General features: G+C 38.7%; 19 protein-coding genes. 14 read left to right on the forward strand and 5 right to left on the reverse strand.

Going from position 1 to position 16556, the window contains the following annotated elements:
- Positions 1 to 122 precede the first annotated feature (122 nt).
- Both V6260_RS05555 and erpA read left to right on the forward strand, forming a co-directional pair.
- Positions 123 to 605, forward strand: a complete 483-nt coding sequence (locus tag V6260_RS05555; protein WP_341593057.1) for a YajQ family cyclic di-GMP-binding protein — start codon at positions 123 to 125, stop codon at positions 603 to 605.
- A 400-nt stretch (positions 606 to 1005) separates the two neighbouring features.
- The gene (gene erpA / locus V6260_RS05560; protein WP_008169708.1) at positions 1006 to 1344 is read left to right on the forward strand and encodes an iron-sulfur cluster insertion protein ErpA; all 339 of its coding nucleotides are present in this window, start codon (positions 1006 to 1008) and stop codon (positions 1342 to 1344) included.
- A gap of 49 nt (positions 1345 to 1393) precedes the next feature.
- On the opposite strand, the gene V6260_RS05565 is transcribed toward erpA, so the two are convergent.
- Positions 1394 to 1582, reverse strand: a complete 189-nt coding sequence (locus tag V6260_RS05565) for a hypothetical protein (protein ID WP_341593058.1) — start codon at positions 1580 to 1582, stop codon at positions 1394 to 1396.
- Between the two features lie 444 nt (positions 1583 to 2026).
- On the opposite strand from V6260_RS05565, the gene V6260_RS05570 reads away from it, so the two are divergent.
- Entirely contained in the window at positions 2027 to 2266 is a 240-nt protein-coding gene (locus V6260_RS05570) for a helix-turn-helix domain-containing protein (protein ID WP_002958908.1), read from the forward strand.
- 70 nt (positions 2267 to 2336) lie between these two features.
- Here V6260_RS05570 and V6260_RS05575 read toward each other — a convergent pair whose 3' ends face one another.
- From V6260_RS05575 to V6260_RS05590, 4 genes are read right to left on the reverse strand one after another with little or no spacing between them, the layout of a single operon-like run.
- On the reverse strand, positions 2337 to 3716 hold the full coding sequence (locus V6260_RS05575) for an AmpG family muropeptide MFS transporter (RefSeq protein ID WP_341593059.1): 1380 nt from the start codon (positions 3714 to 3716) through the stop codon (positions 2337 to 2339).
- A gap of 46 nt (positions 3717 to 3762) precedes the next feature.
- Positions 3763 to 4383 (reverse strand): peptidylprolyl isomerase, encoded by a 621-nt coding sequence (locus V6260_RS05580; RefSeq protein WP_341593060.1) that lies wholly within the window; start codon positions 4381 to 4383, stop codon positions 3763 to 3765.
- A gap of 2 nt (positions 4384 to 4385) precedes the next feature.
- Positions 4386 to 4946, reverse strand: coding sequence for a YajG family lipoprotein (locus V6260_RS05585; protein WP_341593061.1), 561 nt, complete (start codon positions 4944 to 4946; stop codon positions 4386 to 4388).
- Positions 4947 to 6089, reverse strand: coding sequence for a methyltransferase (locus tag V6260_RS05590; RefSeq protein ID WP_211001511.1), 1143 nt, complete (start codon positions 6087 to 6089; stop codon positions 4947 to 4949).
- Between the two features lie 42 nt (positions 6090 to 6131).
- On the opposite strand from V6260_RS05590, the gene V6260_RS05595 reads away from it, so the two are divergent.
- The 11 genes from V6260_RS05595 to nqrM all read left to right on the forward strand — a co-directional run bounded on the left by V6260_RS05595 (position 6132) and on the right by nqrM (position 16028).
- Positions 6132 to 6743 (forward strand): alpha-ketoglutarate-dependent dioxygenase AlkB family protein, encoded by a 612-nt coding sequence (locus V6260_RS05595; protein ID WP_341593062.1) that lies wholly within the window; start codon positions 6132 to 6134, stop codon positions 6741 to 6743.
- A 53-nt stretch (positions 6744 to 6796) separates the two neighbouring features.
- Positions 6797 to 7108 carry a BolA family protein gene (locus V6260_RS05600; RefSeq protein ID WP_341593063.1) on the forward strand — a complete coding sequence of 104 codons (312 nt, stop codon included), beginning with the start codon at positions 6797 to 6799 and terminating at the stop codon, positions 7106 to 7108.
- Between the two features lie 124 nt (positions 7109 to 7232).
- Positions 7233 to 8426 carry an enoyl-ACP reductase FabV gene (gene fabV, locus V6260_RS05605; protein ID WP_341593064.1) on the forward strand — a complete coding sequence of 398 codons (1194 nt, stop codon included), beginning with the start codon at positions 7233 to 7235 and terminating at the stop codon, positions 8424 to 8426.
- A 353-nt stretch (positions 8427 to 8779) separates the two neighbouring features.
- Positions 8780 to 10123, forward strand: a complete 1344-nt coding sequence (locus V6260_RS05610) for a Na(+)-translocating NADH-quinone reductase subunit A (protein ID WP_341593065.1) — start codon at positions 8780 to 8782, stop codon at positions 10121 to 10123.
- A gap of 4 nt (positions 10124 to 10127) precedes the next feature.
- A complete protein-coding gene (locus tag V6260_RS05615; protein ID WP_002958899.1) occupies positions 10128 to 11330 on the forward strand; it encodes an NADH:ubiquinone reductase (Na(+)-transporting) subunit B in 1203 nt (400 codons plus the stop codon).
- A complete protein-coding gene (locus V6260_RS05620; protein ID WP_058547265.1) occupies positions 11323 to 12075 on the forward strand; it encodes a Na(+)-translocating NADH-quinone reductase subunit C in 753 nt (250 codons plus the stop codon). Before V6260_RS05615 ends, V6260_RS05620 begins: the two co-directional genes overlap by 8 nt.
- On the forward strand, positions 12075 to 12707 hold the full coding sequence (locus V6260_RS05625) for an NADH:ubiquinone reductase (Na(+)-transporting) subunit D (protein WP_211001516.1): 633 nt from the start codon (positions 12075 to 12077) through the stop codon (positions 12705 to 12707). The genes V6260_RS05620 and V6260_RS05625 overlap by 1 nt, the downstream gene beginning before the upstream one ends.
- 10 nt (positions 12708 to 12717) lie before the next feature.
- Positions 12718 to 13326, forward strand: coding sequence for an NADH:ubiquinone reductase (Na(+)-transporting) subunit E (gene nqrE / locus V6260_RS05630; RefSeq protein WP_058547267.1), 609 nt, complete (start codon positions 12718 to 12720; stop codon positions 13324 to 13326).
- 18 nt (positions 13327 to 13344) lie between these two features.
- The gene (gene nqrF, locus V6260_RS05635; protein ID WP_341593066.1) at positions 13345 to 14574 is read left to right on the forward strand and encodes an NADH:ubiquinone reductase (Na(+)-transporting) subunit F; all 1230 of its coding nucleotides are present in this window, start codon (positions 13345 to 13347) and stop codon (positions 14572 to 14574) included.
- Positions 14575 to 14682: 108 nt separating this feature from the next.
- Positions 14683 to 15714 carry an FAD:protein FMN transferase gene (locus V6260_RS05640; protein ID WP_341593067.1) on the forward strand — a complete coding sequence of 344 codons (1032 nt, stop codon included), beginning with the start codon at positions 14683 to 14685 and terminating at the stop codon, positions 15712 to 15714.
- Positions 15715 to 15815: 101 nt separating this feature from the next.
- Positions 15816 to 16028, forward strand: coding sequence for a (Na+)-NQR maturation NqrM (gene nqrM / locus V6260_RS05645; protein ID WP_007376137.1), 213 nt, complete (start codon positions 15816 to 15818; stop codon positions 16026 to 16028).
- Positions 16029 to 16556: the final 528 nt, after the last annotated feature.

Below are 16556 nucleotides of genomic sequence, written 5' to 3' on the forward strand. Positions count from 1 at the left end.
TCGTCAGTATATCAAAGTAAATTAGTATCGCACCTGAACAACATGCAGAAAAATGTAAAGATTTATAATTTTAGCGTTATAATTGCCGCATAAAATTGAGATTAAATAGTTAGGAGAAATTAATGCCTTCATTTGATATTGTATCTGAAGTAGAAATGAACGAAGCTAAAAACGCGGTTGATAATGCAAATCGTGAGCTAGAGACCCGCTTTGACTTTAGAGGCGTTGATGCATCTATTGAGCTAAATGATAAAACAATTAAGCTTAAAGCTGAAGCTGACTCACAAGTTATGCAATTGTTTGATATTTTAGCCGGTAAAATATCTAAACGTGGTATGGATGTAGCAAGCTTAGAGCTTCAAGATATTACACGTGCGGGTAAAAATGTTTTTCGTAACGTTGCCCTAAAGCAAGGTATTGAAAAAGACATGGCAAAAAAAGTAGTTAAAGCCATCAAAGATTCTAAAGTAAAAGTACAAGCTGCAATTCAAGGTGAAGAAGTACGTGTAACAGGTAAAAAGCGCGACGATCTTCAAGAAGCTATGCAAGTAGTTCGTAGTGCCGATTTAGGCCAACCTTTCCAGTTTAAAAACTTCCGCGACTAAATACCCTTCTAGCAAAGGTGCTAAGCTTATTGCTCGATCACCTTTGCTTTTATAAAAGCAATACACATACATCACTCTTTTATAGTAATGACATTTTTTTGAATGCAACGTGCGGTTAAAAATGATTTACTTCTACAAATCAAGATAAATATTAATCACTATTGGTTTTTCTAATTGTTCATTTTTTATTTTATTAAAAGTGCATTTTTCTGTTTTTTCTATTTTTGGTAGGGGTTTATCTTGGGGTGTATGTTGTTCTTTTTACTTGTGGCTTATGTTGGGGGGGGGCTTTGTTTTAAATTTAAATTAGAGTGACCTTGATAAGTGAGTTGTTCGCTATACTTGATTAAAATACTAGGGTATTGGATAATTGCGCTATTACGATATTGAGGGTTTTAGAATGTCTGAAGAATTACCAATTAAGTTCAGCGATGCTGCTGCTGTTCGTGTTAAACAGTTAATCGACGAAGAAGAAAATCCAGAACTAAAATTGCGTGTATATGTAACAGGCGGTGGTTGTTCTGGTTTTCAATATGGTTTTACTTTTGATGAAAAAGCAAATCCTGGCGATTTAGAAATAGTAAAAAATGGTGTGACTTTGGTTATTGATCCTATGAGCATTCAATACTTGGTCGACGGTGAAGTTGATTACACTGAAGGGTTAGAAGGTGCACGTTTTTTTGTATCGAATCCAAACGCGACAACGACTTGCGGTTGTGGTGCAAGCTTTAGCGTTTAACAGCTAAACGCTAAATAGAATAAAGCCGCTTTTGCGGCTTTTTTAATGCTTACAAATCAGTTGGTGCGTATTCGGTAATTTGCATTATCAATACAAAAAAACCAAGTACAAAGGCTGAAAACGCTAAAATATACATAAAGCCTTTTTTACCTTGTTTAATCGGTACCCCGTTGTGACGCAAAAAAAAGTACCAACCTAAACTCAACACGATAGGTAATAAAAAAAGAAGTCTGAACATTACTTGGCCTTTTTAGTGCAAATTATTGCTTAATAATAAACGTGTGGCATTAAAAAGGAACAAATATGTTATAAATATTTTTAAGCTGTTTTATCAAGGTAATATTATTTTTTAATATTTCTGGTAACTTAGATTAAACATTCAGTGTTTATAAATGTTCGTTCAGGCTGATTTAGCACCGAGTATGTAATTAATTATTTAACCAAAGTGTTAATAGTATATAATGTATCCAAGAATGAGACGGGCAAAATTTCATTCTCAATAAAAACAAATCTTTACCATATTATTAGCGTAGTTTTTAGCTATGTTGGTGGAGTGAGTAGCAACACATGCTTTATTAAGCAATAGCTTGCTATTGAAAGTATGACTGCTTACCTGCCTACGGCTATTGATAGAAACTACTGCTTTAATGGGTACGTCAAATCATCTAGTAGGAGATGTAAAATGATGGGCAAAACAGTTTCTTCTGAAGAAAATGCAAAGCTAACAAAGTGGCTTAAAACTAAGCGCCATGAAAAGGGTCATACAATGCGAAGCCTAGCACAAGTGCTTGGAACGCCTCATTCATTTATCGGTAAGATTGAAAATCAAGAACGCCGTTTAGATGTCATTGAGTTTGTTCGCTATTGTACAGCTCTAGAAGTTGATCCACATGAAGCACTTAGCTTGCTAAAAGTAGATTAACTCAATAATTGCTTAGTACACTTTAAGGGGCACTTGATAGTGCTAAGCAATATGTTAATGCAGGGATGCATTAAATGTTTTTATGGTAATTATTCTCAAGTTCATACAACTTATGTCTAATCAGATATAAAAATATCAACGAAGGTAAAACCATTAAGGCTGTTAAAATAAAGAACAGCGACCAATTTCCCATTAACCAATCATCAATTACTACACCACTGTAGCTTGAAAGCAATGTGCGCCCTAAATTCCCTAATGACGCCAGCAATGCATAGTGCGTTGCACTAAATGCTCTATCACATAGCATCGATATAAAGGCCACCATAGCGACTAACGACCACGCTTGCGTAAACCCATCAATAACAATAGCAAAGGCATACAGCCTTAAGTCAGGGCCAACTAAAGCAATCCAAGAGAAAGCTAAGTTTGAAGCTGCCATTGCTAGGCCGCTTACAAATAAACCCTTAACAATGCCATATTTTTGATTAAATAAACTGCCAATAAAGGTAAATATGATTGTAAGTACCGCTGTACCTAACTTCGAAAAAGTAGCTATATCACTATTGCTAAAGCCTATTTCTTTATAAAAAACTATCGACATGCGTCCTAAGAATGCTTCGCCAATTTTAAATAAGAATATAAATGCCAGTAGCGCGAGGGCGGTTTTAACCCCATTTTTAGCAAAAAAAGTTTTAAATGGGTCTATTACTGTTACACCAAGCCAAGCAATAACTTTGGTAAACGGAGTTTGCTTAATACTGGCGAGTTTTTCTATGTATGTACGTTCAAGCTCAGCATGTACCGCTTCTCGGTTTGATTTTGGCTCTTTAGCAAACAGCACCCCACTCATCAGCAGCAATATTACGGCGGCTAAAAAATAGTATACTTGTGGCCAATCTAAAGAAGGAATGTCGGCCATATAAAAAGGAATGGCACCTAATAGCGCGTAGCCTGTCCACCAACCCGATGTAGCCATGGCTGCCGCAGCAGTGGCTTTGTGCGATTCGTTTTCGTTTAGGGTGTCTATTCTAAATGCATCAATGGCAATGTCTTGTGTTGCTGATGCCACTGCAATTAATAAACATAATGCGGCAGCAATCGCTAAATTAGCTTTTAAATCAAGGCCAGCTAACATTAGCGTGCCAATAAACATAAAGCTTTGGCAAAACAATATCCAACTGCGTCTTTGGCCTAACCATTTATATAAAAAGGGGAGTTTTGAGCGGTCTATCAGAGGTGACCATAAAAAATTAATGCTGTAAGCGCCAAAAACAATACCAAATAAGCCAATCATACTGCGGCTTAAACCTTCGTCTTTTAACCACGCCGACATAACTGAGCCAATCAAAACCCACGGAAAACCACTGCTCATGCCAAATATAAAAATATTGATTAAGCGCTTATCTTTAAAATAAGAAAAGTATTCGCTAACAGAGAGAGATTTGCTCATAGGGCCTTCATTGGCGGTTGGGTGCAACTTAGTTGCACCTCATTAATTATAATGGTACTTGCTCAAGTACTTTAATATTTAAAATAACAACAGGTTTTTTAGGCACGAAATCGTAGCCAATTTTTTCATTAAAATCAGTTTCAACAGCCATAATTTTATCAAGTGTTTCGTAGCCTTCCATAACATTACCAAAAACTGCAAAACCCCAATCTTTGCCTGGGTTTAAATGATCGTTATTATCCATGTTAAAAAAGAACTGACGAGTGCCAGAGTGAGGTTCTCGGTCTTGATACGCCATGGCAATGCTATACATATCGTTTTTCATGCCGTTACCGCTTTCGTTAAATATAGGGGCGTTTTCGTGAAGACCATCGTAGTCTTTGTCATAACCGCCACCTTGAATAACAAAATCGCGATCGTTTTCCACATCGCGCTCAACCCGATGAAAAATGCTGCCTTGGTAACTCTTATCTGACACGTACGTTAAAAAGTTATTCACCGTAATAGGCGCTCTCGAGCGATCAAGTTCAACCACTATGCTGCCCATTGACGTAACAATTTCAACGCGCGGAAAAATGTTATCTTTTTGCACAAAGCGGCCTTCTTGGGCTGCATAGCTACTTACACTAACAAATAGGCTCAAGCAGATTAAAAAAAGTCGTTTCATAGTTAACCTTCTAAAAATTCTATTAATTCGGGGTCAGATACAATGCGGGTAATAATTTGTTCAGTCAACTTATTGAGCTGGCCTTCAATTTTTGCACGTTCATGACTAAGTGGACCTTCAAGGTTTGCACTTCCTCGATATACTTTACTGAAATTGCTAGTAGAGCGGATAACACGTACTCCAAGCTCAATAGTCGCTTCGCTTGTGTGGCTCATTAATTTTTCAGTTACAACGGCTTGCAGCGCGTGAATGTCGACTTCAAAGCGCACTGTGGCTAAGTTAGATATACTTGCACCGTTTCGGTTAAGGGCGCTATCTAAAACACTTTTAACAGAGTCAGTTATACCTTGGCTTGCAAAGGTTTTAGTTTTGTCTGACTCTATTAGTTTAAGAGTGGATGTATCACCACGTAAATCAATTACACTGGTGCTTAAGCTACTATTGAGAGTGCTAATTTGGCCATTTTTATAAACAGGATTAAGTATTACTTGGCCTGGTTGCTTTGCGCAGCCGGCAAGTACAAGTAGTGCGCAGCACGTAACTATAATGTGTGTTAATTTCATTTATAGCATTCCACTATTTTTAGTTGCACTTAAAACGACAAACTTTTTGTTTGAGCCTAATAACTTACAGTTACCAAACATACGGTTTAACTTGTCATGATAATCTAAATGACGATTACCAATAATACGCAGCTCACCACCTTCTTTTAGCGTGTCTTTTGCTTGTTTAAACATTTGCCATGCTATGTGATCGGTAACTGCTTGAGCTTGATGAAATGGAGGGTTACATAAAACCATATCCACACTGTCTCTTTCAAAACCTGTTAAACAGTCATTTTCAATAAATTCGCAGTTATCAAATTTATCACCTTGGTTAAGCTCTACATTTAACCTTGCAGACTCCACAGCCATGTATGACTCATCAACAAACGTAACCGATGCGTTAGGGCAACGAGATAGTGTCATTAAACCAACCACACCATTACCACAGCCTAAATCAATAATGCTTTTTGCTTTAGGGGTTTGCGGCAAATAATTAAAAAAGAATCGAGCACCAATATCTAGCGAATCACGCGAAAACACATTGGCGTGGTTTGTTATATTAAATTCTGTGCCTTCAAGTTCCCACGTTACAGGGAAATCAGCGGCTTTATAACCACCTTTAGCCGTGCTTAATATTAGACGTGACTTTTTAACCGCTAAACTTGTTTTCGTTTCACCAATATATTGCTCAAAGGCCTTTATTGTTGAGTTATGAATTTCTTTTGTTTTACCGGCAGCAATAACAGGTGTACCCGGTGCAAGTACTTCGCTTAACTCACTAAGTTGAAATTGTAAAAATCCAACATTACGAGGAATTTTAATAAGTACTAAATCAACATCTTCTGGTAAAGCAGACAAGCTATCGAGCTGTGTAAATTCTGCTGTAGATAGTTTGTTTTCTTTTAAATTGTAAGCTGCAGCTTGATGGCTAATATAAGAATCGTTAACTGAACAAACCGTTAATTGATTAAAATAACAAGCAAGCGCACCAAAGCTATCGTTCAAAATAAGCAAAGAGCGACATTCAGGGTGATGTTCGTTAACATAATTGATAAGGTACTCATCCGCCGAATCCCACGCTTGTAAACTGCGGTTTTTTTGATCCAAAGGGAAGCGTTCAAGAGTAAAGGTTTTATCGCCTAGCTGGGCTTGCGTCGTCATAATGGTTTGTTGATCAGTAATCTAATGTAGGTAAATTCTAACATGCAACGGCAAAACGCCAACCCCCAACAGTTACCAAATGGCTTTTCTTATCAAAGTAGAGCACTTAGTGCGCAAAAAAGCCTCGATCTGTTTTATTATCTTAAAAAAAATTTACACTGGCAGCAACCCGATGTCACTGTTTACGGTAAAACAGGCCCTATCCCTCGGTTGCAATGTTTTATGAGCGATTTAAATATTGAATACGGCTATTCGCATAGTAAACAAATAGTCGAGCCGTGGAATGACATATTGTTAAATATGCGAAAACGCCTAGAGCTTCATTTAAATAAGCCGCTTAACTCGTTACTTGTTAATTATTATAGAGATGGCAACGATACAATGGGCTGGCACAGCGATGACGAGATAGAGCTTGGCCCAGAGCCTACTATTGTTTGTATATCGCTAGGTGCTGAGCGCGTATTAAAGCTCAAACAAAAAGCGACTAATAAAGTGACCGATTTAAAGCTTCATAGTGGCAGTTGTTTGATTATGAACGGGCATAGTCAGCGCGATTATCAACACGCGATACCAAAGCAAACAACACTTGTACATCCGCGAATTAGTTTAACTTACCGATTTATTGAACACATTAAACAAAAGCAATTTAGTTAGTTAAATTAAGTTGTTATAGTGAGTTGATAAATTAGCTAATCAAACGGTCTTTTATGTCTATGCAGCAACAAATTCAAGAAAAAATCAGCAATGCTATCGCCTGTAAGCATTTAAATGTAATAAACGAAAGCCACATGCACAGCAAAGGCACTGAATCACACTTTAAAGTAATTGTGGTGAGTGAAGAATTTGCAGGTAAGCGTTTGTTACAACGCCATCGCCAAATTAATGAAATATTAAAAGATGAACTAGCAAATCACATACATGCACTCGCTATTCATACCTACACACCTAATGAATTTACAGAGCACGACGGCGAAGCGCCTGACTCTCCTAATTGCTTAGGCGGCTCAAAGCTTGACTAAGAAAAATGTAAGTTAATTATAATAAATAGGGTCTTTGGTCGGTATTTAACTGATCAGATCAGTGTTTTTAGTATTAGCCTTTAAACTAGCGCTAATTTTTATAGTAAAAGATATAGGATGATCAATGGTCATTAAGCCAAAAATTCGTGGATTTATCTGCACTAACGCACATCCAGCTGGTTGTGCAGAGCATGTTCAAGAACAAATTAACTATGTAAAACAACAAGGCGCATTGAAAAGCGCCCCAAAAAATGTACTAGTTATTGGCGCATCAACAGGCTACGGCTTGGCATCGCGTATTACTGCTGCGTTTGGTGGTGGTGCTAAAACATTAGGTATCTTCTTTGAAAAAGAAGGGAAAGAGCGTAAAACAGGTTCTGCTGGTTGGTACAATACAGCAGCATTCCAAGACGCTGCAGATGAAGCTGGCCTTTGGTCAAAGAATATTAATGGCGATGCGTTTTCTAACGAAATTAAGCAAAAAGCAATCGACACGATTAAAGCTGATTTAGGTAAAGTAGACTGTATTATTTACAGCCTTGCATCGCCTCGTCGCACAGATCCAAATACTGGCGAAGTGTTCTCTTCTACACTCAAACCAATTGGTAATGCAGTTACCACTAAAAACCTAAATACATCAAAGCGTGAAATTGATGAAATAACGGTAGAAGCAGCAAGCCAAGATGATATCGACAACACTATTAAAGTAATGGGTGGCGAAGATTGGGAAATGTGGATTGACGCTTTAAAAGAAGCCGATGTACTTGCTGATAACTTTAAAACGACGGCTTATACGTATATTGGTAAAGAGTTAACGTGGCCAATTTACGGGCACGCTACGATTGGTAAAGCAAAAGAAGATTTAGACCGTGCTACAGCCGCTATAAAAGCCTCTACTAAAGCGCTAAATGGTGAAGCGTATGTTTCATCACTTAATGCGGTAGTAACACAAGCGAGTTCTGCTATTCCTATTATGCCCTTATACATCTCAGCTTTATTTAAAGTAATGAAAGCTGATGGCACTTACGAAGGAACTATTGAGCAAATTCATGCTTTATTTAATGAAAACCTTTATGGTGAAATGCCGCGCTTTGATGAGGGCGGTCACTTATTCCAAAACTACAAAGAGCTAGAGGACGATGTGCAAGCGCGTGTTCAAGCTGTATGGGATAGTGTAGATACAAGCTCAATTGATGAGTTAACTGACTATGTTGGTTACCATAACGAGTTTTTACGCTTATTTGGCTTTGGTTTTGACGGTGTTGATTACGATCAAGACGTAGACTCAGTTAAGCCAATCGCAAATATGGTTGATTAATCATACTTTGTAATTATAAAAAGTCGCATTCGCGGCTTTTTTTGTTTAGGCAGTTTGTTTATTAGGTAATGAAATGACAAGTAATACTTGCTTAGGCTACTACTTTGGTCTAACTTGCTTTTAATAAAAATTGCTTAACAAAACTAAATTAGTGTTTCTGTCGTATAATTTTTATAAATACACTCGCATAGTCGTCCTAAATGATGTTAAAATCTTGACAATATATGATGAGTTTTTACTACGTTGCTTATTTATAATTTATTCCAGGTTGTTCCTTTAATCTTGAAATAACTCAAATACGACGTGGTAATACGATTTTTCAGTTTCTTTCCTTTAATGTAATGCAAGTGCGTATGATCAACATAAAAAAAGGTCTGGATTTACCCTTAGAGGGCGCGCCTCAGCAAGTTATACATGACGGTTCTACTGTCAAACGTGTAGCTGTGCTTGGCGAAGAGTTTATCGGTATGCGTCCAACCATGCATGTTCGTGTGGATGACCAAGTCAAAAAAGGCCAGGTACTTTTTGAAGATAAAAAGAACCCTGGCGTCTTATTTACTGCACCAGCTTCTGGCACAGTAAAAGAAATAAATCGTGGTGCTAAACGTGTGCTGCAATCTGTTGTTATTGAAGTAGCAGGCAGTGAGCAAATCACCTTTGACTCTTTCAAAGCAGACGAGCTTCCAAGCTTAGAGCGTGAAAAAGCTAAAGAAGTACTTATTCAGTCAGGTCAGTGGACAGCACTTCGTGCTCGCCCATTTAGCAAAGTAGCGGCTGTGGATGCAAATCCTAGTTCTATTTTTGTGACTGCAATCGACACAAACCCATTAGCTGCAGATCCTGCAGTAATTATTGCAGAAAATGCGCAAGCATTTGAAGCGGGTCTTGCTGTTGTTTCGCGTTTGACCGATGGCAAAGTATTTGTGTGTAAAAAAGCAGGCAGCCAAGTTCCTAGCTCATCTATAGCTCAAGTAGAAGTACATGAGTTTGGTGGTGTGCATCCGGCGGGCCTAGTTGGCACTCATATTCATCATCTTGACCCTGTATCTGTTAGCAAGCAAGTTTGGCATATTGGTTACCAAGACGTTATAGCGTTTGGTCACTTATTCCTTACTGGTGAAATTTACACAAATCGTGTTATTTCGCTTGCAGGTCCTCGCGTTAAAAATCCACGTTTAGTAACAACACTGCTAGGTGCTTCTTTAGATGATTTAGTTTCAGGTGAATTAGAAGACGGAGATAACCGCGTTATCTCTGGTTCTGTTTTATCTGGTGCTATTTCAAATGGAGTTCATGCATTCTTAGGTCGTTACCACGTTCAAGTATCTGTTTTACTTGAAGGTCGCGAAAAAGAACTATTTGGATGGATTGCACCAGGCAGTGATAAATTCTCAGTAACGCGTACATTCCTTTCTCACCTTGCACCGAGTCGTTTATTTAAAATGACAACGTCAACAGGTGGTTCAAAACGTGCCATGGTACCAATTGGTAGCTACGAGCGCGTAATGCCGTTAGATATTTTGCCTACTCTATTATTACGTGACTTAATTGCACGCGATTTAGATAGCGCAATTTCATTGGGCGCGCTTGAACTTGATGAAGAAGACTTAGCGTTATGTACCTTCGTTTGTCCAGGCAAATACGAGTATGGTTCTATCCTACGCGATTGCTTAACTACGATCGAGAAGGAAGGCTAGAGAGATGGGTTTAAAAAAATATCTAGAAGATATCGAGCCGAATTTTGAAGCCGGTGGTAAATATGAAAAATTTTATGCACTGTATGAAGCAGCTGCAACTATTTTTTATACACCAGGCTACGTAAATAAAGGCGCGACACACGTACGCGATAACATCGACCTAAAACGTATGATGATTTTAGTATGGATGGCGACGTTCCCAGCTATGTTTTTTGGTATGTTCAATATCGGTCATCAGGCCGCTGGTGCTTTAGCACAAGGTTTTGAACTAGCAAACACGTGGCAAGTTGGTTTGTTCCAGTTATTCGGTGGCGAATTAACCGCTGATGCCGGCTGGGGCGCTAAGATGTTCTATGGAGCATGTTTCTTCTTACCTATCTACGCTGTAACATTTGCAGTAGGTGGTTTCTGGGAAGTTATATTCGCTTCAGTGCGTAAGCATGAAATTAACGAAGGTTTCTTCGTTACTTCTGTATTATTTGCACTCATTTTGCCAGCAACTATTCCTTTATGGCAAGTTGCGTTAGGTATTACGTTTGGTGTAGTAATCGCTAAAGAAATCTTTGGCGGTACTGGCCGTAACTTCTTAAACCCTGCTTTAGCGGGCCGTGCGTTTTTATTCTTCGCATACCCAGCTCAAATCTCAGGTGACACAGTATGGACAGCAGTAGATTCTTTCTCTGGTGCAACTATGCTAGGCCAAGCATTTGCTGGCACACTTGACTTTGCAAACATGGAATTATGGTGGAATGCGTTTTATGGTTTCATTCAAGGTTCTGTAGGTGAAACATCTACACTTGCATTATTAGTAGGTGGTTTGTTCTTAATTTACGTTCGTATCGCTTCTTGGCGCATAGTGCTAGGTGTATTCCTAGGTATGGTAGCAACTGCGTTTTTATTAAATGCTGTTGGCTCAGAAACTAACCCTGTATTTGCAATGCCTTGGTATTGGCATTTTGTACTTGGTGGCTTTGCGTTTGGTATGTTCTTTATGGCTACTGACCCTGTATCAGCTGCATTTACAGACAAAGGTAAATTAGCATATGGTCTATTAATTGGCTTTATGGTGGTTATGATACGTGTTGTGAATCCTGCTTTCCCTGAAGGTATGATGCTAGCAATCTTATTTGCTAACTTATTCGCTCCATTGTTCGATCACTTTGTAGTGCAAGCTAATATCAAACGGAGGTTGGCACGTAATGTCTAGTAATAACGAATCAATCGGCAAAACGTTAACGGTTGTTGTTGCACTGTGTTTAGTGTGTGCAATTATTGTATCGTTTGCTTCTGTACAGCTTCGTCCTTTACAGCAAGCTAATAAAAACAAAGATATTCAAAGCAATATCTTAGCTGCTGCGGGCATCGATAAAGTTGAAAATGTGTTAGAAACATTTGACGCAAAAATCGAAGCACGCGTTGTAAATATGACTACGGGTGAGTTTGTAGATACAGATCCAACAATCTTCGACTTTGAAAAAAGCAAATATGATGCTGAATTAAGCGTTTCTCTTAAAGAGAAAGGCGTAACAGACATTGCTGGTATTCAACGTGTGACTAAAGAGTCGCCGGTGTATATCTCTAAAAAAGAAGATGGTTCAGTTGATGCAATCATTCTTCCTATCCAAGGCTACGGCTTATGGGGCTTAATGTATGGTTTTATCTCGCTTGAAAGCGATGGTGAAACTGTTAAAGGTATTATCTTTTACAAGCATAATGAAACCCCTGGTCTTGGTGGCGAAATTCAAAACCCACAGTGGACTGCAACATGGGAAGGCAAAGAACTGCCAATTCAAATTGTTAAAGGTACTGCGGGCGGTGATGAGCATAAGATCGATGGTCTTTCAGGTGCTACATTAACGTCTAACGGTGTTGACAATGCAGTTGACTTTTGGACTGGTGAAAATGGCTTTGGCCCTTTCCTTGCAAAAGTACGTAAAGGAGCATTGAAATAATGGCTGATTCTAAAGAAATGAAGGCGGTCCTGTTTGGCCCGGTTTTAGCTAACAACCCAATCGCATTACAAGTACTTGGTATTTGTTCTGCGCTAGCGGTAACGTCTAGCTTAAAAAATGCGTTAATCATGTCAATCGCATTGACATTAGTAACTGCGTTTTCGAGCTTCTTTATCTCGCTTATTCGTAACCAGATCCCATCATCTGTACGTATTATCGTACAAATGACAATTATTGCATCATTGGTAATCGTTGTTGACCAAGTACTACAAGCATTCTCTTACGCAACGGCAAAAGAGCTTTCTGTATTCGTTGGTCTAATTATTACTAACTGTATCGTAATGGGTCGTGCTGAAGCATATGCGATGAAATCGCCACCACTTATGTCATTCCTTGACGGTATTGGTAATGGCTTAGGCTACTCTGTAGTACTTCTTACTGTTGGCTTTATTCGTGAGCTATTTGGTAAGGGTTCACTATTCGGTGTTGATATTATCCCATTAGTACAAGATGGCGGTTGGTATCAACCTATGGGTCTATTGATTTTACCACCGAGTGCATTCTTCATTATTGGTTTATTCATTTGGGTACTTCGTACCTTTAAGAAAGACCAAGTAGAAGCTAAAGCGTAAGGGGCAAACAGTGGAACATTATATTAGTTTATTTGTAAAAGCCGTTTTTATTGAGAACCTAGCGTTGTCATTCTTCTTAGGCATGTGTACTTTTTTAGCAGTATCTAAAAAAGTAACTACATCAATCGGCCTAGGTATAGCGGTTATAGTTGTATTAGGTATTTCAGTACCAGTTAACAACTTGGTTTACCATGCGGTACTTGCACCAGGCTCACTAGCTTGGTTAGGTTACCCAGATGCAGACCTTAGCTTTTTACGTTTCTTAACTTTCATCGGTGTTATTGCTGCACTTGTGCAAATTTTGGAAATGGCATTAGATAAGTTTTTCCCTGCACTATACAACGCATTAGGTATCTTCTTACCACTTATCACAGTTAACTGTGCAATATTTGGTGCGGTATCATTCATGGTTGAGCGCAACTATAACTTCGGCGAGTCTGTTGTTTATGGTATTGGCGCTGGTGTTGGTTGGGCGCTTGCAATTACTTTACTTGCAGGTATCCGTGAGAAAATGAAATATTCAGACGTGCCAGATGGCCTACGTGGTTTAGGTATTACCTTCATCACTGTTGGTTTAATGGGTCTTGGCTTTATGTCATTCTCTGGTATTTCACTGTAAAGGTAGCGAGGATAAATCATGGATTATCAGATTTTCTTAGGCGTTGGTGTTTTCATCGCTATCGTTGTACTACTAGTTTTAGTGATCATTGGTGCTAAATCTCAGTTAGTTGCGAGCGGTGACATCATCATCAGCATTAATGGCGACCCAGACAAAGCCATTAAAACATCAGCAGGTAGCAAGCTTTTAGGTGCGCTATCTGAGTCAGGTATTTTCGTATCATCTGCATGTGGTGGCGGTGGCTCTTGTGGTCAGTGTCGTGTTCACATTAAAGAAGGTGGCGGCGATATCTTACCAACTGAACTTGATCACATTTCTAAAGGTGAAGCCCGTGAAGGCTGTCGTTTGGCGTGTCAGGTAAATGTTAAAAACGACATGGAAATTGAGCTTGAAGAGTCAATTTTCGGTGTTAAAAAATGGGATTGTGAAGTTATCTCTAATGATAACAAAGCAACGTTCATCAAAGAACTTAAGCTACAAATTCCAGATGGCGAGTCAGTGCCGTTTCGTGCGGGTGGTTACATTCAAATCGAAGCTCCACCTCACCATGTTAAATATGCAGATTTCGATGTTCCTGAAGAGTATCGTGGCGACTGGAACCATTTTGGTTTCTTCGATCTGGAGTCAAAAGTAGATGAAGAAACAATTCGTGCTTACTCAATGGCTAACTACCCAGAAGAAGAAGGCATCATTATGCTTAACGTGCGTATTGCTGCTCCACCTCCAAGAAACCTTAGCTTGCCATGTGGTAAAATGTCTTCGTACATTTGGTCACTTAAAGAAGGCGACAAGGTAACTATTTCGGGTCCATTTGGTGAGTTCTTTGCTAAAGACACTGACGCAGAAATGGTATTTGTTGGTGGTGGTGCTGGTATGGCGCCAATGCGTTCTCATATCTTTGACCAACTTAAACGTTTGAACTCTAAACGTAAGATGAGCTTTTGGTATGGTGCACGTTCTAAACGTGAAATGTTTTACGTAGAAGATTTTGACGGCCTAGCTGCCGATAATGAAAACTTCGTATGGCATACAGCACTTTCAGATCCACAGCCTGAAGATAACTGGGAAGGCTATACTGGCTTTATCCATAACGTGTTATTTGAGAACTATCTTAAAGATCACGAAGCGCCTGAAGATTGTGAGTACTACATGTGTGGTCCTCCAATGATGAATGCGGCAGTTATTACTATGCTTAAAGATTTAGGTGTTGAAGACGAAAATATCTTACTAGATGATTTCGGTGGTTAATACCTATACTAAAACAATGTAGTTTTGGTTAAAATACCAGCCTCGTAGCACTCGTGTTACGAGGCTTTTTTATTCTTTAATTTTATCAATCTATTAAGTAGAGCTGTTATGAATCGAGTAAGTACTTCACAGGGCATAATGGCCTTTTTACTAATTACACTGACTTTATTATTGTCTGGGTGTGGTGAAAAGCCAGAGTTAAAAGAAACCTTTTTAGAAGGTAATACTATGGGTACCACTTATCATATTAAATATTATGATGAGCAAACCCAGCTATCGGCTTCACAACTACAGCTGCAAATAGACGCTGTTTTAAAAGATGTGAATCAATCTATGTCTACTTACATAGAAGACTCAGAAATAAATACATTTAACAGATTACCTGCAAATCAAATTATGCCAATTAGCGAAGATTTTAGGGCTGTTATAAGCGAGTCTATTCGCTTAGGTGAATCGACTAAAACACTCGACGTAACGATGGGACCTTTAATTGATTTATGGGGCTTTGGGCCTGATAAAAAACCAACTAAGCGCCCAAGTGATGAAGAGCTTGCAAGTATGGTTGAAAAAATAGGCATTGATAAACTTATCTTAAATGAGCAAGGATTGGCTAAGACAGTTAATGGACTGGAGCTTTCTTTTTCGGCAACGGCTAAAGGCTATGGTATTGATAAAGTTGCCCAGTTACTAGAAAGCCACGACATTACTAATTACATGGTTGAGATTGGCGGCGAGCTGCGTATAGCGGGTGAAAAGCCAAATAATCAGGATTGGAAAATTGCGATTGAGCAACCAGATGCACAACCTGGAGAGCGTAAGGTACACCGTGTTTTATCGCCAGGTACAAGTGGTATAGCTACATCGGGTGATTACCGTATTTTTTATAAAATGGATGGCGAGATTTATACCCATTTAATTGATCCGTTAACAGGTATGCCGATTAAGCACGATTTAGTATCGGTTACTGTATTGCACCCAAGTGCAATGACTGCTGATGGGCTAGCGACAGCTCTGACTGTAATGGGCATGGATAAGGCACAAGCGTATGCTGAGCAACATGACTTACCTGTTTATTTAATAGGTAAATCAAAAGAGGGTTTAGTTACCTATTCAAGCCCAGCATTTAAGCCTTATTTATAGTATAATGCTGACTTGTTTATTTCCGTGTTATTTGGGTATATAATAGCAGTCGCTCAAAAATATTTGAGTATAATTTATTGCTGATCAATAGGGGCTAAGCAATGTCACTTTTTCTTCTTACTTTTGGTTTACTAATTTTGATAGTTTCTGCTATGGCCGTTGGTATGATCGTGCAAAAAAAATCTATGGCAAGCAGCTGTGGTGGTTTAGGTTCGGTTGGTATTGATAAAGCCTGTGATTGCGATGATCCATGTGATAAACGCAAAAACCGTTTAGCAAAAGAGCAAGCCTGGAAAGAAAACCAAATTATTTAAGTTGGTTTTAAATATTAAAAAGCGCTTTATAGCGCTTTTTTTGTGCCTGTAAAACGCCTTCGCATCACAGCTACCAAAGTAATCCAATCTAAATGTATTAGACAAAAGTATATAGTTTAGTTTTTTTCATCTATTAGGTTTATTTTTCTCGTTTGTCAAATTGGAGCTAACACTCTAAAGTTTAACCATAGACAAAGAGCAAGGTTCTTGTCATTAGCTTGAGGCATAAGTTAGCCTCGCTTAAAAGAATCTTTATATTGTGTGTGAAGATGTTGTCAGTGTGAAAGGCAACTCAAGTTCGGTGGTGACTGCATTTGAGTTGTTTTTATTTCCCTACAATGCCACGTAGTGTAAACCAAGAATCTTTATATTGTGTGTGAAGATGTTGTCAGTGTGAAAGGCAACTCAAGTTCGGTGGTGACTGCATTTGAGTTGTTTTTATTTCCCTACAATGCCACGTAGTGTAAACCAAGAATCTTTATATTGTGTGTGAAGATGTTGTCAGTGTGAAAGGCAACTCAAGTTCGG

The sequence above is a fragment of the Pseudoalteromonas aliena genome, from assembly GCF_038155085.1.
GTDB classification, from domain to species: domain Bacteria; phylum Pseudomonadota; class Gammaproteobacteria; order Enterobacterales; family Alteromonadaceae; genus Pseudoalteromonas; species Pseudoalteromonas aliena_A.